Origin of the sequence: Pseudomonas sp. A014, from assembly GCF_052378495.1 — a bacterium.
Lineage (GTDB): Bacteria > Pseudomonadota > Gammaproteobacteria > Pseudomonadales > Pseudomonadaceae > Aquipseudomonas > Aquipseudomonas machongensis.
This window is the reverse complement of the sequence record NZ_CP199001.1, coordinates 4,316,985-4,334,794: the sequence shown is the minus strand read 5'-3', so window position 1 is coordinate 4,334,794 and position 17,810 is coordinate 4,316,985. Positions and strand designations below refer to the sequence as shown.

Sequence of the window (17,810 nt, the reverse complement as noted above, 5' to 3'; positions counted from 1 at the left end):
CTGTACAGGTCCCCACAAGGCCCATCCATGCACCCCATCCCATACTGGCGTCTGTCCAGCTTCTACCTCTGCTACTTCGCCTTGCTCGGTGCCACCGCACCTTTCCTGGCCCTGTACTTCGACCACCTCGGCTTTTCCCCGGCACGCATCGGCGAGCTGGTGGCGATCCCCATGCTCATGCGCTGCATCGCCCCCAACCTGTGGGGCTGGCTGGGTGACCGCAGCGGTCGGCGCCTGCTGATCGTGCGCCTGGGGGCGCTGTGTACGCTGGCGACCTTTTCCCTGATCTTCTTCGCCAAGAGCTACGCCTGGCTGGCGCTGGTCATGGCCCTTCACGCGTTCTTCTGGCATGCAGTGCTGCCGCAGTTCGAAGTGATCACCCTGGCGCATCTGCATGGGCAGACCTCGCGCTACAGCCAGGTCCGGTTATGGGGCTCGATCGGTTTCATCCTCACCGTGGTTGGGTTGGGGCGGTTGTTCGAATGGTTGAGCCTGGACATCTACCCGCTGGCGATGGTCAGCATCATGGCTGGCATCGTCATCGCCAGCCTGTGGGTGCCCAATGCCCAACCGGTCGAGCACGCCGAGCGGCGCGGGGCAGAGGGCTTTCTCAAGCAACTGGCGGCTCCGGGCGTGCTGGCGTTCTATATCTGCGTGGCGCTGATGCAGCTCAGCCACGGCCCGTACTACACCTTCCTCACCTTGCACCTGGAACACCTGGGCTACAGCCGCGGCGCTATTGGCCTGCTCTGGGCGCTCGGGGTGGTCGCCGAGGTGCTGATGTTCATGCTGATGAGTCGGATCTTTGCGCGCTTCCCGGTGCGCAGCGTGTTGCTGGCGAGCTTCTTGCTGGCCTCGTTGCGCTGGCTGCTGCTGGGCAGCCTTGCCGATATTCCGGCGGTGCTGATCCTTGCCCAGTTGCTGCATGCAGCCACCTTCGGCTGCTTCCACGCGGCCTCCATCGCCTTCGTCCAGTCCAGCTTTGGCGCTCGCCAGCAGGGGCAGGGCCAGGCGCTGTATGCGGCGCTGTCCGGCACCGGTGGCGCGCTGGGTGCGCTTTATTCGGGCTACAGCTGGAAACTGCTCGGCCCGCAGTTCACCTTTGGTATGGCCAGCGTCGCAGCGCTGGCTGCAGCCGTTATCATTGCCCTTCGTTCGCAACAGACCAGGAACAGCCCCTGATGAGCATTCTCAGCGTTTTTCATTCCAGCAGCCCGCAGCTGGCGAACAAGGTGCTGACCCACCATGAAGACATTGCCGCCACCCTGGCCGAGCAGGGCGTGCAATTTGCACGGCACGACCACGGCCTGCGCATTCGCCCAGGCAGCGCCGAGGCCCAAGTGCGCGAGGAGGCCGGTGGCCTGATCGACATGTTGATGACCACGCACGGTTGCCAGACCCTGATGCTGCTGAACCGAGACGGCGATCAGCCGACCGAAGTCGACCTGCGTGATGAGCACGTGCATGACGCCGTCGAGGTATTCGCGATGGTGAGCGGGCGAGGCCAAATCAGCCTGCGTCTGGGTGAGCAGGTATTTGCGCTGCTGTGCGAGAAGGGCGATGTGCTGGTAGTGCCTGCGCAGACTCGACGCTGGATCGATCTGGGCGATACACCGTTCTGCCTGGCCGTGCGCTTGTTTGGCAACGAGCAGGGCATCCGCATGACCGGCGACGAGCAGGCACGACAGTTTGCAGGGATGAGCGAGCTGTAATAGATCGCGGGGCAATCCTCTTCCCACAGAATCCCTTCGTGGAAGGAGGATTGCCCCGCGAAACGGGCGGCACTGTCAACGATAGGTCGGCAGGGCGAAACGTTGCTGGCTTTGCAGCATGGAGATAACAGGCAGTTCGCTGGCTTGCTCGGCCAGGTCGCGGCGAATGGCACTGATGGCCCAGGACAGTTGCTCGGCGCTGTGCAGTTGCGCATAGGAAAGCACACGACGAGTCACCGTGCCGTCGGCGGCGCGCAGGGTCAGCAGGATGCCGCCGTCCGGACGGGACTTGGTGTCGACCTGATAGGCCGGGAAGACCGAAACGAATTTTTCCTGGATGAGGTCCATATCAACTCCTGACGTGTAGGTTTGCAGACGTGAGTTGATGGTTGCAGTGACCGTGCCAGGCTTTGATATAAAATAAATTCCTTTAAAAACAATTAGTTAATTTGATTCGCGGGATTGACTGCCGGGCATTGTGCATGGTCGTGCATTTTGCACAGTGCATTTTGCAAGGTCATAGAGCCTGCCTCTCGGTCCCATAGAATCTGAACCTTTGCTGCCCGGCGACGGCCTGACACAAAATTGGGCCAACACACTTGTCAGGAGGTTCCAGATGTCCGACCAACAGCCCACCGCGATGACCGAAGAAGAATCCGCCGCCTTCGCTGAAGAAGTATTCGAGCGTGCCCGCCGAGGCGATGCCGCCATGCTCGAGCGCCTGCTTGACGGTGGCCTGCCGGCTAACCTGCGCAATCACAAGGGCGACACCTTGCTGATGCTGGCGAGCTATCACGGTCATCATGAGGCGGTGAAGGTGCTGCTGGCCCATGGCGCAGATCCCTTGATCGCCAACGACAATGGCCAATTACCGATTGCTGGTGCTGCCTTCAAGGGCGACCTGGCGATGATCCGGCTGTTCATCGAGCACGGGGTGCCGGTGGACGCGGCAGCCGTCGATGGCCGCACGGCATTGATGCTGGCAGCGATGTTCAACCGCAGCGAAATCCTCGACTATCTCCTGGCCCAGGGCGCCGACCCGGCCCGCCAGGATGCGCGTGGCGCTACCGCGCTGGTCGCGGCGCAGACCATGGGTGCCAGCGAAGCGGCCGCTCGCCTGCAGGCGCTGGTCGGCTGACACCTCGGGGGGTATCCTTGGCGCCTTTTTCGCCATTCGCCAAGCAGGGCCCCCCATGAAAAACCAGTTGCTCGAATTCATCAGCCTCATCGGCGCCGGTTGCCTGCGCGAGGCGGACATCGAGCGTATCGCCGACGAGGCCGCCCAGGCTTACGCCGACCCTGCCGCTTTTCTTGCGGCCAATCCCGACATCAACTACGACGACAGTTTCCCGATCCCGCTGGGCGAATGGGTGGTGCTCGGCAGTCTGCCGGACACCGTGGTGTTCCAAGCCGACAGCTACCAGGACCTGTTCCAGGCGATCAGCGATTCGTTCGACAAGAGCGTGCCCTTCACCCTCAAGCCCAAGCAGTTGGCACGTACCGAGCCGCTGACCGCGCTCAACCGCATCCAGGTGCAGATGGGTGCACTGAACAAGGAAGCGGGCGGCTATGTGCTGCTGAACTTCAGCCAGTTGCTCGATGACGAGCTGCAGATGGTGATGGTCGGTCAGCAGGACCTGGCGCGCGTGCTGGAGCTGGGCGCCGAGTTGGGCATCAAGGTGGAGCCGGCGTTGGAGGCCTTGAAGGTCGCGGTGCACGTCTGACGCGGCGATTGCCTGTTGCAGGGGCGGCGAGCGCCGCCCTCATGGGGTTCCCGCAGATCAGCCCAGCGCAGTATCCAAAAACATCATCACCGCAAAGCCGCCCATCAGGCCCAGCGTTGCCGAGGTCTGGTGGCCGTTGCGGTGAGTTTCCGGAATCACCTCGTGCGACACCACGAAGATCATCGCGCCCGCTGCCAGGCCCATGCTGATCGGGTAGGCGAGGGCGAAGCCAGTAGAGATGCCCAGGCCGATCACTGCCCCCAGCGGCTCCATCAGGCCAGAGCCGATCGCCACCAGCGCGGCCTTGAAATTCGACAATCCTGTGGCGCGCAGGGCCATGGCCACGGCCAGGCCTTCGGGAATGTCCTGGATTGCGATGGCGCTGGTCAGCGGCAGGCCGATGCTCATGTCACCGTTGGTGAAACTCACGCCGATGGCCATGCCCTCGGGCAGGTTGTGCAGGGTAATGGCGAGCACGAACAGCCACACCCGGCTGATTCGTTCGGCGTCGGGCCCACAAGGGCCTGTGCTCTCGTGCTCGTGTGGGGTGAATCGGTCCAGGCCGAGCATCAGCAACACCCCCAGGCCCATACCCAGCACGACGACGCCCGCAGCGGCGGGGCCGTTGCCGGTGATTTCCCGTGCCGCATCCAGACCCGGCAGAATCAGCGAGAACGAACTGGCGGCGAGCATCATGCCGGCAGCAAAACCCAGCATCACATCCTGGCTGCGAGCACTGACATCGCGCAGCACAACGGCCAGCACCGCGCCCAAGGCCGTGGCGCCAAAACCCGATAGCCCGCCCAGCGCCGCCAGGTGCAGGTTCTGTGAGTGATCGCCGTTGACGGCATTCCACAGGCTGGCCAGCAGCAGGAGTACGATCGCCAGCAGGCTCAGCCCAAGGCCTGCACTGAGCCAGGGGGTACTCAGCGCTTGCTGGCGCCAGGCATCGATGAGAGAAGGGGTGGCGGCGCTGTGGCTGTGGGCGGGTGGCATGGGAACCTCGAAAGCGATGGATGACAGCAGTTTATCCAGTGACCTGCGAGCCCGGCCAAGGATTCCCTTCTATCGCGCCGATAGCAGGCTATGCTCAGCCACAGGAACGTTCACGCAGGAGTTGCAGCATGGGGTCTACCTTCAACAGCCTGGTCGGGCTGGTCATTCTGGCCCTGGATATCTGGGCGATCATCAACGTGCTGAAAAGCGGCAGCGAGACAGGGATCAAGATCCTGTGGATTCTGCTCATCCTGCTGTTGCCGGTGCTGGGCCTGATCATCTGGGCAATTGCCGGTCCGCGGGGCAACGTTCGGCTCTGACCGTTCATCGTGACAAAATTTTCACACGGCATTAACCAAACTCCGCGCCGCACATTTAATGTATGGGCCCTTGCCGGCGATTGTCCGGCACAGGACTGCGAGGCTGCGTCCAGCGCCTTTCCCAACCCGAAATCCTAGGATCTTCCCATTCATGGCTAACACGGATGCCTTGAAGCAACGGGCCGCGTCGGCACCGTTCTCGCCGACTCTCAAATCGCACCTCGCCTACACCTTGCTCAGCGGATTGCTGATCATGCTGATGCTCAGCCTGGTGCGCCTGGCGCTGCTGATCTACAACAGCGACATGATCGGCGACACCCCGTACTCCACGGTGGCCGAAGGCTTCCTCAACGGCCTGCGCTTCGACCTGCGGGTGGTGGTGTACCTGAGCATCCCGCTACTGCTGGCCCTTAACAGCCCCTGGGCCATGGCGCGGCGCGGCTTTTTCCGTTTCTGGTTGACCGTCAGCTCCAGCATCGTGATGTTCCTTGGCCTGATGGAACTGGATTTCTACCGTGAATTCCACCAGCGCCTGAACGGCCTGGTCTTCCAGTACATCCAGGAAGACCCCAAGACCGTCATGAGCATGCTCTGGTACGGTTTCCCGGTGGTTCGCTACCTGCTGGCGTGGCTGTTCGGCACCTGGCTGCTGAGCCTGCTGTTCAAGGGCATCGACCGTTTGACTCGTGGTGGCCAGGGCAGCGGCCAGATCGTCGCTCAGCGCCGTGTCGCACCCTGGTACGGCCGCCTGGCGGTGTTCATGGTCATCCTGCTGGTGGCAGTGGTCGCCGCCCGTGGCACCCTGCGCCAGGGCCCACCCATGCGCTGGGGTGACGCTTTCACCACCGACTCCAACTTCGTCAACCAGCTGGGCCTGAACGGCACCTTGACGCTGATCGACGCCGCCAAGAGCCGTTTCGGCGAAGACCGCGCCAATATCTGGAAACCGGTGCTGGAAACCGGAGTCGCCCAGCAAAGCGTGCGTGACCTGCTGCTGACCCCCAACGACACGCTGGTCGATGCCGACCAGGCGGCCATCCGCCGCGACTTCGTGCCGCCGGCCGGCAACACCCTGCCGATCAAGAACGTGGTGGTGATCCTCATGGAGAGCTTCGCCGGTCACTCGGTGGGCGCCCTGGGGAGTCCGAACAACATCACCCCGTACTTCGACAAGCTGGCCAAGGAAGGGCTGTTGTTCGATCGCTTCTTCTCCAACGGCACCCACACTCACCAGGGCATGTTCGCCACCATGGCGTGCTTCCCCAACCTGCCGGGCTTCGAGTACCTGATGCAGACTCCCGAGGGCGGGCACAAGCTCTCGGGCCTGCCGGCGCTGCTCAGCGCCCGTGACTACGACGATGTCTACGTCTACAACGGCGACTTCGCCTGGGACAACCAGTCCGGGTTCTTCGGCAACCAGGGCATGACCACCTTCATCGGCCGCAACGACTTCGTCAATCCGGTGTTCTCCGACCCGACCTGGGGCGTTTCGGACCAGGACATGTTCGACCGTGCCAACCAGGAGCTGGCCCACAACTACGGCAAGAAACCGTTCTACGCCTTGCTGCAGACGCTCTCCAACCACACCCCGTACGCCTTGCCCAAGGACCTGCCGGTAGAGAAGGTCACAGGGCAGGGCCGCCTGGACGAGCACCTGACTGCCATGCGCTACTCCGACTGGGCTTTGGGCCAGTTCTTCGAGAAGGCGCGCAAGGAGCCCTACTTCAAGGAGACCCTGTTCGTGATCGTCGGCGACCATGGTTTTGGCAACCACCAGCAGGTTACCGAGCTGGACCTGGGTCGTTTCAACGTGCCGCTGCTGCTCATCGCACCGGGTATCCAGGACAAGTTCGGTGCGGTCAACCACACCGTCGGCACCCAGGTCGATATCGTGCCGACCATCATGGGTCGCCTGGGTGGCGACACCCGTCACCAGTGCTGGGGCCGTGATCTGCTGAACCTGCCTGCCGGTGACCAGGGCGTGGGCATGATCAAGCCATCGGGCAGCGAGCAGATCGTTGGCCTGGTGCAGGGGGATCACATCCTCATCGAGTCCAAGGACATGACGCCGCGGATGTATCGCTACCAGCTGGGGCGTGAGTTCAAGGCCGAATTGATCGAGAGCCCGGATCAGCCTGAGATGCTCAAGAAGCTCGAGGCCTATATCCAGACCGCGACCAAGAGCCTGCTGGACAACACCGCCGGCGTGGTTCACGGCAAGCCTGAGTAACGCTTGCCCGTAAGCAGAAGCCCGCCGATGATGGCGGGCTTTTTCATTTACGGCATCTGTCATCGCTTGCTGAAGAAATCTTCATCTCCATCCCTCAGCCACTCTGAACATCAGCCTTTGTGTATGGTCAGCTAAGTACGGATATCACTCACCGTTGTGCTTCCAAGAGGGTCGATCAATGAAAGAGTGGGAAGTCATCTTTGCTGATCAGAAAGGTGTACCGCAGTCCCTGCTGCTCAAAAGCGAGCACCTGCCCAGTGAAGAGGATGCGGCGCGGGCCATCCGCTCCAAGCTGTTTCCGCTCATGGATGAACTGGACCTCAACGATTTCCAGGACCGAAAACCTTCCCCTACCGCGCTGTGGCTCAAGGAGCAGAACGGCGTGATCATCACCACCATCCACGAAGCGCCCTGAACGGGGCACCTGGCAAGGTGCCGTCATCCGCACTACGCTGGACAGAGGCGTCGGTCTTCTGCGGGTCTACGCCGTTTTCATTCGCGTCTTGCATCAGCTCGAACTGCCAGGCCCCTTGCGGGCTGCCGGCAGGTGCGTAGTGCACGGAAAGTCTATCCCTTGGGTTTTTCAGGAGGACGTTTCATGAGCAGCCAGAACGAAGACATCAGCAGCAGCGTGCTTCGCCAGATGAAAGCGGGTGGTTTCGACTTCACCCAGATCCATCCCATCGAGTTCTATGCCACTTTTCCAGACGAAGTCGGGGCACGCCGGGCCGCGGGGCAATTCCGCGGAGAGTCGATCAATGCCCAGGTACACGAGCGCGATGACGGCGCCTGGCACCTGGAGCTGAGCAAGGTCATGTACGCCACCTACCGAGGGATCGGGGCTTTCGAGGAGGCCTTCGAGGCGGTGATTTCGCCGCTGGGAGGCGAGGTCGAGGGTTGGGGCGTCAAACAGGAAAGACCCATCGCCTGACGCGTTCGGGGCTGCGCTGCGGCCCCGCGCATTCCTCTCAAGGTCGCCGCTTGGCCATGTGCCCGAGGTAGGCGATCAGCGCATCGAGCTCCTGCTCGCTCAACACATCCTTCGAGAACCCCGGCATGCGTGCCTGCGGCCACTGCCTGAGGCTCTGCGGATCGCGAATGTACAGGCGCAGGTAACCCGGCTGGAAGTATTCGGTGGGGTTGTGCGGCAGGTTCAGGTCCGGCCCGAACTGGGCATCCCCCGCACCGTTGAGGCGATGACAGGCCAGGCAGTTCTGCTGGAACAACGCAAAACCCTGGCGTACCGGGTCTTGCGCGGGAAGCTCGGGCGCAGGCAGCAGGGCAGGGAAGCGCTCGGCGACCGGCGCCAGGCGACGGATGCTGGCGATCTGGTAGGGCCATTGTTCGGGGCGGATGCCACTTGCCTGCGGGTTGGTCCAGACCAGGTAGAACGGGCCGGCGCCGGGCTTGTCCTGGGCCAGCGCTGGCCATGGCTGGCGCGGATCTTCGACGGCCACCCAGGCCCGGGCCGGGCCTTCCTGCAGCAGCTGCGCAGCGGGCATCTCCGCGGCAAAACCATCCAGTGCCACCGCTTGCAGGTGATCGCCGGGCTTCACCCCTTCGAGCAGGGTCGCCAGCGGCACCGCACGGTAATGCATGGGGCGTTTGTAGGCGACGTCCTGAGGGATGTCGATAGCACGCGCCTGCGGGTGCTCGAGCAATTGCTCGGACTGCCATTGGCGTTGACCGTTGCCCAGATCCAGCGTCAATTGCGCGGCCGCCAGCGGCAGGCTGACCAACAGCAACAGCAAACTCAGGCAATGGCGCATGAGCGATCTCCAACCCGGAAAGGTCGGCAGATTACCCTTGCGCGGCGTGCGAATGCCACCGCTGCCTTCAGCCGAACAAGCGTGTCAGGTTCGGCAGGATCAGCAGCAACGTGGTGGCGAAGAGTATGAGTCCGGCTTGGCGTACTTTCGATTGTCTGAACATGGCGGACCGCCTTCTTGTTGTTATTCCTGAATAGCCTTTGGCTTCCTTGTCTTGCGTCGGGTCGATCACTATGGCGTATGAAACGCAGGCCTTGCGTGCCTCTTGCGTGGATGCCTACCCCAACAGTAGGGCGAACACCGGCCTTGTTTGAGAACCCTTTGTTCTAAGCGTGTCAACAGGCATTTCCGAACGTTATGAGGCCATTGGCCATTTAGCTGGCATGCTCTGACTAGACACATTGAGGATGCTGTAGGGGCAGGGCCTGCCAGGTGACCGTTCGTCAGTGCACACCTCTTGCTTGTACGTGTCTTTCGCGTCAGTCTCTACATCAGATTCCACTACATGTCGTTCAGGACTATCCCTATGTCGTTACGCATCTGCATCCTTGAAACCGATGTCCTGCGACCGGAGTTGACCGCGCAGTACCAGGGCTACGGAAGGATGTTCGAGCAGCTGTTCTCGCGTCAGCCGATCGCCGCCGAGTTTCGCGTCTTCAACGTGATGAACGGCGAGTATCCGCCCGAAGGTGAAACCTTCGATGCCTACCTTGTAACCGGCAGCAAGGCCGACTCGTTCGGTACCGATCCCTGGATCCAGACCCTCAAGGCCTACCTGCTCAAGCTTTATGAGCGGGGCGAGAAGCTGCTGGGGGTCTGTTTTGGTCACCAGGTGCTGGCGCTGGTGCTGGGCGGCAAGGCTGAGCGCGCCGATCGCGGCTGGGGTCTGGGTATCCACCGCTACAGCCTGGCTGCCCACGCGCCATGGATGGACCCTGAGGTGACCGAACTGACCCTGCTGATCAGCCATCAGGACCAGGTGACCGCGTTGCCTGAAGGCGCAACCCTGATCGCCTCCAGCGATTTCTGCCCGAATGCGGCCTATCACGTGGGTGACCAGGTGCTGTGCTTCCAGGGGCATCCGGAGTTTGTCCACGACTATTCCCGTGCGCTGCTCGATGCGCGCCAGGACGTTCTGGGGGATGAGGTGTATCACCAGGCGGTGGCGAGCCTGGCCACCGAGCACCAGGGCGATCTGGTGGGCGAGTGGATGCTGCGGTTCGTCCAGCAACCGCGCAAGGGCAAGCAGAGCGCGGCCTGAGCCTGCCGCTGCGTCGTTCTTTTCGCGGGCTTGTATGGCGCCGCCGCGAAAAGAACGACTCGCTAGCTAGCCCGTTACAACCATCCCGAGCGCTTGAAGCTCGCATACAGCCCTGCACATCCCGCCCCGATCACGCCCAGCACCGCAAAGTACCCATAGTGCCAGCTCAGCTCCGGCATGTTCTGGAAGTTCATCCCGTAGATCCCGGCAATGGCCGTGGGGAAGGCGAGTATTGCCGCCCAGGCAGCGAACTTGCGCTGCACGATGCTCTGGCGTGACGACTCCAGTAGCATGCCGATCTCGATGGTCTGGCTGGCGATGTCGCGGATGCCGACAAGGTCCTCCATCTGCCGCGTGACGTGGATCTGCACGTCGCGAAAGTACGGGCGCATGTTCTTGTCGATGAAAGGAAAGCTCAGGCGCTGCAGCTCTTCGCCGATCTCCACCATCGGCGCCACGTAGCGGCGCAAGCGCAGGATGTCGCGCCGCAAGCTGTGCAGGCGGCGGATGTCCTGCTCTTGCAGCGAGCCGCTGAGCACGCTTTGCTCCAGCTCCTCGATCTCGCCATGGATCGCCTCGCTGACGGGCTGGTAGTTTTCGGTGACGAAGTCGAGCAGGGCGTAGAGCACGAAGTCCTCGCCATGCTCGAGCAGCAGCGGCCGCGCTTCGCAGCGCTGACGTACCAGGGCGTAGGATTTCGAATGGCCGTTGCGGCAGGTGATGATGTAGCCGTTGCCCGCAAAGATGTGGGTCTCGATGAACTCCAGCTTGCCCTCATGGCGCACCGGCGAATAGGTGACGATGAACAGCGCGTCGCCGAAGGTTTCGAGCTTGGGGCGGCTGTGCTTCTCCAGCGCGTCCTCGATGGCCAGTTCGTGCAGGCCGAACTGGCGCTGCAGGTTGGCCAGCTCCTGGGCGTTGGGCTCCTCCAGGCCTATCCAGACGAAGTGCCCAGGCTTGCGTGCCCATTCGCTGCCCTCGTCGAGGCTGATGTTGGTGACCTTTCTCCCGGCGCTGTACACCGCCGCTGCGACGACTCGACCCATGGTTGCCTGCTTCTTCGGTTGGACACCCCGACAGCTTGGGCCGTGCTGCGGCGTAGAGCAAGCTGGCGGCTCAGGCCTGCGGCAACTCCCGCTCCATACGATCGATGCACTGCTGCATCTGCAGTCGGCATTGCTCCATCAGCGCCGGCACGTCCTGCTGTCCCAGGCCATGGGTGGCGATCGGTGGCAAGGAGCGGACGATCACCGTGCGCTGTCGCCAACTGTTGAGGCTCAGGCGCTTGGAGTAGCGGCTGACGCATACCGGCACGATCGGTACGCCGGCCTCGACCGCCATGTGGAACGCGCCTTTCTTGAACGCCAGCAGGTGTTCAGTCGGGTTGCGTGTGCCTTCGGGGAAGATCCAGATCGAGGTGTCGTCGCGCAGGATCCGCGTGGTCAGTCGCATCGCCTTGCGCGCCTGGTAGGCATTCTTGCGGTCCACCAGTACGTTGCCGCCGAGCCAGAACAATTGGCCGAACAACGGAATCCAGCCCAGGCTCTTCTTGCCGATGGCGACCGTCCGCCGTGGAACCACCTGGCCGAGGATGAACAGGTCGTAGTTGGATTGATGATTGGCGACGATCACGCAGCCGGGCGGCTGGTCCCACAAGGGGCCGACTTCAGCCTTGACCCGGATGCGCATGAGCCAGGCTGCCGGCACGCTGTAGAGGCGGGCGAACAGGCGGCTGTTATCGGGGTTGAAGGGGCGGCACAGGCCGATGACCAGGCCGACGGCGCCGACCAGCAGGAAGTGCAGCGCCAGAAGGAGCATGCGAAGCATATAGAGCATGATACGGCTCACACCAGACAGTCGCGGCGCAGTGTACGACCGTGCACTGGTCAGGGCAAACCGGCGAACGGAGCCCGGTCGCGTCCTGGCTTGCTGGAGCGGCACGCGGCGACTCCAGCAAGCCTGGTTTCAGCCCATGTGGCCCTTGTCGGCCTCGATCGCCTTGTCGAGCGTCTCCAGCAGCGCCTTGCGCACTTTGCGCTTGGTATTCTTGTGCGCCAGCATGTTCAGTTTCTTCAGTTCCCGCGCCGCGCTCAGCGCCGTTTCCTGGAGTTGCTCGGCGGGTACCACCTTGTCGAGGAACCCGGCCACCACTGCACCATGCGGGTCGAAGACCTCGGCATTGTTCACCGAGCGCTGGAAGGTCGAGCGGGTCAGGCGGTCGCGGGCCAGCTCGATCCCGGCATGGTGCATGGTCATGCCGATCTGGACCTCGTTCAGGCAGATCTTGTACGGGCCTTCGACACCGATGCGGTAGTCGGCCGACAGCAGCAGGAACGCGCCCTTGGCCACGGCATTGCCAGGGCAGGCGACGATCACCGGGAACGGGTGCGAGAGCAGGCGGCGGGCCAGGGTGGAGCCGGCGGTGACCAGGTCGATCGCCTCTTTGGGGCCGGCGGTCATCACCTTGAGATCGTAGCCGCCGGAAAGAATGCCTGGCTGGCCGGTGATGATCACCACGGCACGTTCTTCCTCGGCACGGTCCAGTGCTGCGTTGAAGGCGGTGATGACGTCAGGCGAGATCGCATTGACCTTGCCGTTGTTCAGGGTCAGGGTGGCAATGCCGTCTTCGGCGTGGTAGGTAATCAGCTCGCTCATGACAGAGTCCTTTGGGTGGCGTGGCGATGACGTTACCCAGCAGCGCAGGCCAGGTAAAGCGCCAAGGCTGACTGGCCGGTCAGCCTTGGCCAGCTACCCCGTGTGGCGTCGGGGCAGGTGTCCGGAATGCGGAAAAAGCGCAGGCCAGATTGGCAGCATCGCCCTGGCTGGCCAGCCTTTTCCGGGGCGAGGCTTAAGCGCATGAAAATTCTGAAAAAAATGCTTGCCAAAGGAAAGGTCTTCTACTAAATTAGCGCGCCTCGACAGGCTGAATGGCTTGAAGAGATCCGGTGAAGTGTCCGAGTGGTCGAAGGAGCACGCCTGGAAAGTGTGTATACGAGAAATCGTATCAAGGGTTCAAATCCCTTCTTCACCGCCACATTCCACAAGAAACCCCTGAATCGAAAGGTTCAGGGGTTTTTTGTTTGCGTGAAATCCGGCTTGGCGGGCTCGCCCGCGAACACCGACCAAGCCGGTGTCCGCAGGGGACGCGATATATTCAGAAACTGACCGAAGCCGACAGTCTTGCCGTGCGCGGCGCGCCCTGGAACAGATAGTTGTCGCCCAGGTAATCCCCCACATCGCGCCAGTAGCGCTTGTTGAAGAGGTTATCGACCGTCAGGCGCAGCACGGTGTCGTAGTCACCGATGCGGATGCGGTAGCGGCTGCCGATATCGAATACCGTGTAGCCGCCGACCTCGACGTTGCCTGCCTGGCTCGCGTACTTGCTGGCGCTGTAGCGTGCACCGCCGAGCAGTGCCAGGCCCGGCACCGGGAGGTTGTATTCGGCTTGCAGCGCCGCGCGCAGACGAGGCACGTTGATCGCCTGGTGGCCCTCGTAGGCGTCGGTGCCGCTGTTCTTCACCCGGGCGCGGATTGCGGCGGCGCTGGCGTGCAACTGCAGGTTGGATGTCACCCAGCCGCTGGCGCCGAGCTCCAGGCCGGTGTTCTTCTGCTGGCCTTGTTGCACATAGATCGGGGCCGTACCCTCCTGCGGGCGGGCGTACTGGTAGGCCTGGCGGATCTGGAACAGCGCTGCGCTCAGGCTCATGCCTTTCCAGTCGCGCTTGATGCCTACTTCCAGTTGGCGCGACAGGGTCGGGGCGAGGATCTCGGCAGCGTTGCTGGCGAACCAAGGCGCGGTACCGCCCGCCGACAGGCCTTTGGACCAGCTGGCGTACAGCGTGGTGTCCGCTTGCGGTTTGTAGATCAGGGCGGCGTTGGGCAGCAACTGGTACTGGCGGGTATGGCGGCCAGCAGCACCGGTTTCGTCCCAGGTCTTTTCGTCCAGGCGCACTTCGCGGGCGCCGAGTACGGTCTGCCATTGCTCGTTGAAGCTGATGCGGTCGCTGACGAACAGGCCGTACTGGCGGCTGTCCAGGCGGCGTTCGCTATGTCCGATCGGTTTTTCGGACGGCGCCAGAGCGGGCGCGCCGGTGTAGATGTTTCCGCTGCCGAGCCACTCGTTGTAATACGGACGCTGATCAAGGGTCCGGCGCTGGGCGCTGCTGCCGACAGTCAGTTCATGCTGCAGGCCCAAGGCTTGGAAACGTCCCTCGAGGGTGGCCTGGAGTTCGTCGGTGCGCCGGATGTCGTCGGGGCTGCGGAAGTCGTAGATGCCGTAGTCGCCGTTGCCGGAGAAGAACGCGTCGTCGCCGGAGCCCCAGGCGAACGCACTGTAGTCGTCAATCACCACCTTGCTGCGCGAAGCGCTGAGCGTGCCGGTCCAGGCTTCGTTGAAGCGGTACTCGAAGCGTCCGCCCAGGTTCAACGAGTCGTTCGTCACAGGCTTGGCCCAATGCTGGTAGGCCAGGCGGTCGTCCGGGTCGATGCCGTGGAGCACCTGGGTGCCGCCCAGCAACTGGTAGCCGGGCACCGAGCGCTGTTCGCGGTGCTGATACTCGACATCGAGTTGCAGGGTGGCGTCGGGGTTGATCTGCCAGTCGAATGCCAGCGAGGCGAAGTCGCGCTTGCCGTCGGCATGGTCGACGTAGGAACGGATGTCTTCATGGGCGAGGTTGGCGCGCAGGCCGAACTGTTTCTCGCTGCCGAACCAGCCGCCGAGGTCGGTGGCCAGGTAGCGTTCGCCCTGCTCGTTGGTCGAGACGGTGACACTGCGCACATCCTCGGCGCGCTTGGTCACATAGTTGACCAGCCCGCCGGGTTCGGACACGCCGCTCTGCAGGCCCGATAATCCCTTGAGCAATTCGACCTGTTGCTTGTTCTCCAGCGCCACGTTCTGCTCGCCGGCGATGGTCTGGCCATTGATCCGGTAGCTGCTGGCGGCATTCAGTTCGAAGCCGCGCACGTTGAAGTTCTCGTAGTAGCCGATCGGCGCGTAGCTTTCGCCGACCGAGGCATCGCTTTGCAGCACCTCGCTGAGCAGGCGTACCTGGCGATCATCGAGCAGTTGGCGACTGAACACGCTGACCGAGGCCGGGGTGTCGAGCAGCGGTGCGGCATGCCAGCCGCCGACCTGGGCTTCGCGAGGTTGATAGCCGTCATCGCCGCTGCGTTCGGTGACCTGCAAGGGGGCGAGGGTCACGCGTTCATCGGCCAGACCCTGGCCAGCATGCAGCGCAAGGCCCAGGCCAAGCAGGCCAAAGGGCAGGCGGGGGCGAAGCGAGGTCATGCAAGGCTCCTTGGAAGGCGGACGCGCCGGTTGCTCCGGCGGCATTCGGTGGGGCGGTTGGCAAAGGGGGCGCAATGGTAGCAGGGGTGTCAGGGGCTGTGCGGTGTTCTTTTCGCGGGCAAGCCCGCTCCCATGGGTATCACACTGCTCTTGCGTTCAGTGGGGTACCCATGGGAGCGGGCTTGCCCGCGAAAGGAACACCTCGATCATGCAGACGAACTCGAACCCGATCGTTTTACCTGGCGCTCGAGCGCTGACGCTGGCGCCAGGTGTCGTCGATCTTCGACCAGGTCTTGCCATCGGTAATGGCCAGCAGCTTGCGGCCATCCTTGAAAGTGGCGAGAAAGGTGGCTTCCTCCTCTTTGCCGCCAAGCCACAATCCGGCGAGCATGCCGACCGGCCCGGCCACCAGGGCGCCGGCTACACCCCAGCCTAGGGTGGCGCCCAGGTTGCGGTTCGATTCCAGGCTGGCGAGCCGGAGGTCCTTGATACGGGCCAGAGAGATACGCTCACCGGCCTGGCTGCGTGGGGTCTTGAGTGTGAGCGATCCGTTGCGATACTCGCCTTCACCTTGCAAGAAATCGCCGGATTGCACCGTGAGTCTTGTCATTGTGTCGTCCTGTCAGTGGAGGGGCTGTGACCAGCACCTACTGAGCGCCGCGCCCCTCGGCAAGTCAACGAGCAGGCGACGGAGGGTCGTGCGACCGGTTGTCGCGAGGCCAGATGCCATTAACGAACAACGGTCTTGAATCATCAGCAGGACGTCGCTTTTTCATAATAAAACTTCCCGGCATTGAATAATAAACCGGTCAGTCATTATCTGGAGTATGGGTACTCCTCAATACACCTGATGCATAACAGTTTGCGCAAATAACAGCGGCACACGGCTTATTTCTCCGTTCGGAAGATTGGCGTCAAAAAACACTGGACAGAAAGTTTCTGAATGTGTCAGTTTTTTTGCGCCTCACAAGGGCGAGTGACAGGATGCTCTCGCCGAAAGTTTGAGCGTTCCTGTCGAACATCAACTTTTCCGCAAACAAGGAAGTGTCTGCATGTCGAAAGTCAAAGCAAATGCTGTTGTTTCCGCTGCCTCGGTGTTGCAACCGAACGGGCCGAGTTCGGCCTTCGGGCTGATCAACAGTTTCGCCCACCAGTACGATCGCGGTGGTGCGAACATCAATGGCAAACCTTCGTTCACCGTCGATCAGGCAGCCACCCAGCTGCTGCGCGACGGGGCGTCCTGGAAGGACCTGAACAAGGACGGCACCATCAGCCTCACCTACACCTTCCTGACCAAAGCGCCGGCGGATTTCGTCAGCCGTGGCCTGGGCAGCTTCAGCCAGTTCAACAACCAGCAGAAAGCCCAGGCCAAGCTGGCCATGGAGTCCTGGGCCGACGTGGCCAAGCTGAGCTTCACCGAGGCAGCTTCGGGCGGCGACGGTCACATGACCTTCGGCAACTTCAGCGCCAGCAACGGTGGCGCGGCGTTCGCCTACCTGCCGTTCGACGGATGGGGTTCGCACAAAGGTGAGTCGTGGTACCTGATCAATAGCGGTTATCAGGTGAACATCAATCCCGACACTGGCAACTACGGTCGCCAGACCCTGACCCACGAGATCGGCCACGTGCTCGGCCTGTCCCACCCCGGTGACTACAACGCCGGCGAGGGCAACCCGAGCTACCGTGACGCTTCGTATGCACAGGACACCCGCGGCTACAGCGTCATGAGCTACTGGAGCGAAAGCAACACCGCGCAGAACTTCGTCAAGGGCGGCGGGCAGTACTACGCGTCGGCCCCGCTGATGGACGACATCGCGGCGATCCAGAAACTCTACGGCGCCAACTACGCCACGCGTTCGGGCGATACCGTGTATGGCTTCAACTCCACGGCTGATCGCGACTTCTACTCGGCCACCTCGGCTTCGTCGAAGGTGGTGTTCAGCGTGTGGGATGGCGGCGGCAACGATACTCTGGACTTCTCCGGGTTCACCCAGAACCAGAAGATCAACCTCAACGAGGCTTCGTTCTCCGATGTTGGCGGCATGATCGGGAACGTCTCGATCGCGAAGGGCGTGACCGTGGAAAACGCCATCGGCGGTTCGGGCAACGACCTGTTGATCGGCAACGCGGTGGCCAACGTGCTCAAGGGTGGTGCCGGCAACGACATCATCTACGGCGGTGGCGGGGCTGACACCCTCTGGGGGGGAAGCGGTGCGGACACCTTCGTCTATGGGGCCATCAGCGATTCTACAGCCAAGGCGCCGGACCGGATCATGGATTTTGTCAGCGGTCAGGACAAGATTGATCTGTCAGCCATCTCGGCGTTTTCCCAGGGCAAGCTACCGCTAGAGTTCGTCAGTGCTTTCACCGGACATGCCGGCGAGGCCGTCCTCAGCTACGACCAGGCGACCAACCTGGGCAGCCTGTCCATCGACTTCACCGGCAATAGTCTGGCTGACTTCCTGGTGACCACCGTAGGTCAGGCCGTCGCCACGGATATCGTGGTCTGAC

Annotated in this window: 18 protein-coding genes and 1 tRNA gene; 11 read left to right on the top strand and 8 right to left on the bottom strand. The window is 62.4% G+C overall.

Features of this window, described 5'->3' with window-relative positions; all coding sequences use genetic code 11:
• Positions 1-27 precede the first annotated feature (27 nt).
• A complete protein-coding gene (locus ACTYOL_RS20135; RefSeq protein WP_197893494.1) occupies positions 28-1,182 on the top strand; it encodes an MFS transporter in 1,155 nt (384 codons plus the stop codon).
• Positions 1,182-1,712, top strand: a complete 531-nt coding sequence (locus tag ACTYOL_RS20130; protein ID WP_151925530.1) for an oxidase — start codon at positions 1,182-1,184, stop codon at positions 1,710-1,712. The genes ACTYOL_RS20135 and ACTYOL_RS20130 overlap by 1 nt, the downstream gene beginning before the upstream one ends.
• A gap of 75 nt (positions 1,713-1,787) precedes the next feature.
• On the opposite strand, the gene ACTYOL_RS20125 is transcribed toward ACTYOL_RS20130, so the two are convergent.
• Positions 1,788-2,060: a DUF3509 domain-containing protein gene (locus ACTYOL_RS20125; protein WP_054891983.1), complete on the bottom strand. Its 273-nt coding sequence runs from the start codon at positions 2,058-2,060 to the stop codon at positions 1,788-1,790.
• 268 nt (positions 2,061-2,328) lie between these two features.
• Between ACTYOL_RS20125 and ACTYOL_RS20120 the strand changes: the two genes are divergently transcribed.
• Together ACTYOL_RS20120 and ACTYOL_RS20115 are read left to right on the top strand one after the other, a co-directional pair.
• A complete protein-coding gene (locus tag ACTYOL_RS20120; RefSeq protein WP_153774633.1) occupies positions 2,329-2,850 on the top strand; it encodes an ankyrin repeat domain-containing protein in 522 nt (173 codons plus the stop codon).
• A 55-nt stretch (positions 2,851-2,905) separates the two neighbouring features.
• On the top strand, positions 2,906-3,436 hold the full coding sequence (locus ACTYOL_RS20115; protein ID WP_054891981.1) for a hypothetical protein: 531 nt from the start codon (positions 2,906-2,908) through the stop codon (positions 3,434-3,436).
• A gap of 57 nt (positions 3,437-3,493) precedes the next feature.
• Here the strand turns inward: ACTYOL_RS20115 and ACTYOL_RS20110 are convergent, their stop codons facing one another.
• Entirely contained in the window at positions 3,494-4,432 is a 939-nt protein-coding gene (locus ACTYOL_RS20110) for a ZIP family metal transporter (RefSeq protein ID WP_125931683.1), read from the bottom strand.
• 128 nt (positions 4,433-4,560) lie between these two features.
• Between ACTYOL_RS20110 and ACTYOL_RS20105 the strand changes: the two genes are divergently transcribed.
• The 4 genes from ACTYOL_RS20105 to ACTYOL_RS20090 all read left to right on the top strand — a co-directional run bounded on the left by ACTYOL_RS20105 (position 4,561) and on the right by ACTYOL_RS20090 (position 7,913).
• Positions 4,561-4,752, top strand: a complete 192-nt coding sequence (locus ACTYOL_RS20105; RefSeq protein WP_054891979.1) for a PLDc N-terminal domain-containing protein — start codon at positions 4,561-4,563, stop codon at positions 4,750-4,752.
• Positions 4,753-4,903: 151 nt separating this feature from the next.
• A complete protein-coding gene (locus ACTYOL_RS20100; RefSeq protein WP_153774632.1) occupies positions 4,904-6,982 on the top strand; it encodes an LTA synthase family protein in 2,079 nt (692 codons plus the stop codon).
• 178 nt (positions 6,983-7,160) lie between these two features.
• A complete protein-coding gene (locus ACTYOL_RS20095; RefSeq protein ID WP_125931685.1) occupies positions 7,161-7,397 on the top strand; it encodes a hypothetical protein in 237 nt (78 codons plus the stop codon).
• A 183-nt stretch (positions 7,398-7,580) separates the two neighbouring features.
• The gene (locus ACTYOL_RS20090) at positions 7,581-7,913 is read left to right on the top strand and encodes a ribonuclease E inhibitor RraB (RefSeq protein ID WP_151925532.1); all 333 of its coding nucleotides are present in this window, start codon (positions 7,581-7,583) and stop codon (positions 7,911-7,913) included.
• Between the two features lie 37 nt (positions 7,914-7,950).
• On the opposite strand, the gene ACTYOL_RS20085 is transcribed toward ACTYOL_RS20090, so the two are convergent.
• Entirely contained in the window at positions 7,951-8,751 is an 801-nt protein-coding gene (locus ACTYOL_RS20085; protein ID WP_444756970.1) for a c-type cytochrome, read from the bottom strand.
• 526 nt (positions 8,752-9,277) lie between these two features.
• On the opposite strand from ACTYOL_RS20085, the gene ACTYOL_RS20080 reads away from it, so the two are divergent.
• Positions 9,278-10,012: an amidotransferase gene (locus tag ACTYOL_RS20080; RefSeq protein ID WP_200603770.1), complete on the top strand. Its 735-nt coding sequence runs from the start codon at positions 9,278-9,280 to the stop codon at positions 10,010-10,012.
• Positions 10,013-10,086: 74 nt separating this feature from the next.
• On the opposite strand, the gene ACTYOL_RS20075 is transcribed toward ACTYOL_RS20080, so the two are convergent.
• The 3 genes from ACTYOL_RS20075 to ACTYOL_RS20065 all read right to left on the bottom strand — a co-directional run bounded on the left by ACTYOL_RS20075 (position 10,087) and on the right by ACTYOL_RS20065 (position 12,667).
• Positions 10,087-11,058, bottom strand: coding sequence for a magnesium and cobalt transport protein CorA (locus tag ACTYOL_RS20075; protein ID WP_153774630.1), 972 nt, complete (start codon positions 11,056-11,058; stop codon positions 10,087-10,089).
• A gap of 70 nt (positions 11,059-11,128) precedes the next feature.
• Positions 11,129-11,848 carry a lysophospholipid acyltransferase family protein gene (locus ACTYOL_RS20070; protein ID WP_151925535.1) on the bottom strand — a complete coding sequence of 240 codons (720 nt, stop codon included), beginning with the start codon at positions 11,846-11,848 and terminating at the stop codon, positions 11,129-11,131.
• A gap of 129 nt (positions 11,849-11,977) precedes the next feature.
• The gene (locus ACTYOL_RS20065) at positions 11,978-12,667 is read right to left on the bottom strand and encodes a crotonase/enoyl-CoA hydratase family protein (protein ID WP_054891971.1); all 690 of its coding nucleotides are present in this window, start codon (positions 12,665-12,667) and stop codon (positions 11,978-11,980) included.
• A 289-nt stretch (positions 12,668-12,956) separates the two neighbouring features.
• On the opposite strand from ACTYOL_RS20065, the gene ACTYOL_RS20060 reads away from it, so the two are divergent.
• Positions 12,957-13,046, top strand: a tRNA-Ser gene (locus tag ACTYOL_RS20060).
• A 120-nt stretch (positions 13,047-13,166) separates the two neighbouring features.
• Here ACTYOL_RS20060 and ACTYOL_RS20055 read toward each other — a convergent pair.
• The gene (locus ACTYOL_RS20055) at positions 13,167-15,299 is read right to left on the bottom strand and encodes a TonB-dependent siderophore receptor (protein WP_444756969.1); all 2,133 of its coding nucleotides are present in this window, start codon (positions 15,297-15,299) and stop codon (positions 13,167-13,169) included.
• Positions 15,300-15,534: 235 nt separating this feature from the next.
• On the bottom strand, positions 15,535-15,909 hold the full coding sequence (locus tag ACTYOL_RS20050) for a hypothetical protein (protein WP_444756968.1): 375 nt from the start codon (positions 15,907-15,909) through the stop codon (positions 15,535-15,537).
• A gap of 442 nt (positions 15,910-16,351) precedes the next feature.
• Here ACTYOL_RS20050 and ACTYOL_RS20045 point away from each other — a divergent pair, with 442 nt between their 5' ends.
• The gene (locus tag ACTYOL_RS20045) at positions 16,352-17,809 is read left to right on the top strand and encodes a serralysin family metalloprotease (RefSeq protein ID WP_054891967.1); all 1,458 of its coding nucleotides are present in this window, start codon (positions 16,352-16,354) and stop codon (positions 17,807-17,809) included.
• The last annotated feature ends 1 nt before the right edge of the window (position 17,810 follow it).

Bases quoted from the DNA above. Each gene is read 5' to 3' on its own strand.
- ACTYOL_RS20135 (WP_197893494.1), top strand. From the start codon at position 28: ATGCACCCCATCCCATACTGGCGTCTGTCCAGCTTCTACCTCTGCTAC.
- ACTYOL_RS20130 (WP_151925530.1), top strand. From the start codon at position 1,182: ATGAGCATTCTCAGCGTTTTTCATTCCAGCAGCCCGCAGCTGGCGAAC.
- ACTYOL_RS20125 (WP_054891983.1), bottom strand. From the start codon at position 2,060: ATGGACCTCATCCAGGAAAAATTCGTTTCGGTCTTCCCGGCCTATCAG.
- ACTYOL_RS20120 (WP_153774633.1), top strand. From the start codon at position 2,329: ATGTCCGACCAACAGCCCACCGCGATGACCGAAGAAGAATCCGCCGCC.
- ACTYOL_RS20115 (WP_054891981.1), top strand. From the start codon at position 2,906: ATGAAAAACCAGTTGCTCGAATTCATCAGCCTCATCGGCGCCGGTTGC.
- ACTYOL_RS20110 (WP_125931683.1), bottom strand. From the start codon at position 4,432: ATGCCACCCGCCCACAGCCACAGCGCCGCCACCCCTTCTCTCATCGAT.
- ACTYOL_RS20105 (WP_054891979.1), top strand. From the start codon at position 4,561: ATGGGGTCTACCTTCAACAGCCTGGTCGGGCTGGTCATTCTGGCCCTG.
- ACTYOL_RS20100 (WP_153774632.1), top strand. From the start codon at position 4,904: ATGGCTAACACGGATGCCTTGAAGCAACGGGCCGCGTCGGCACCGTTC.
- ACTYOL_RS20095 (WP_125931685.1), top strand. From the start codon at position 7,161: ATGAAAGAGTGGGAAGTCATCTTTGCTGATCAGAAAGGTGTACCGCAG.
- ACTYOL_RS20090 (WP_151925532.1), top strand. From the start codon at position 7,581: ATGAGCAGCCAGAACGAAGACATCAGCAGCAGCGTGCTTCGCCAGATG.
- ACTYOL_RS20085 (WP_444756970.1), bottom strand. From the start codon at position 8,751: ATGCGCCATTGCCTGAGTTTGCTGTTGCTGTTGGTCAGCCTGCCGCTG.
- ACTYOL_RS20080 (WP_200603770.1), top strand. From the start codon at position 9,278: ATGTCGTTACGCATCTGCATCCTTGAAACCGATGTCCTGCGACCGGAG.
- ACTYOL_RS20075 (WP_153774630.1), bottom strand. From the start codon at position 11,058: ATGGGTCGAGTCGTCGCAGCGGCGGTGTACAGCGCCGGGAGAAAGGTC.
- ACTYOL_RS20070 (WP_151925535.1), bottom strand. From the start codon at position 11,848: ATGCTCTATATGCTTCGCATGCTCCTTCTGGCGCTGCACTTCCTGCTG.
- ACTYOL_RS20065 (WP_054891971.1), bottom strand. From the start codon at position 12,667: ATGAGCGAGCTGATTACCTACCACGCCGAAGACGGCATTGCCACCCTG.
- ACTYOL_RS20055 (WP_444756969.1), bottom strand. From the start codon at position 15,299: ATGACCTCGCTTCGCCCCCGCCTGCCCTTTGGCCTGCTTGGCCTGGGC.
- ACTYOL_RS20050 (WP_444756968.1), bottom strand. From the start codon at position 15,909: ATGACAAGACTCACGGTGCAATCCGGCGATTTCTTGCAAGGTGAAGGC.
- ACTYOL_RS20045 (WP_054891967.1), top strand. From the start codon at position 16,352: ATGTCGAAAGTCAAAGCAAATGCTGTTGTTTCCGCTGCCTCGGTGTTG.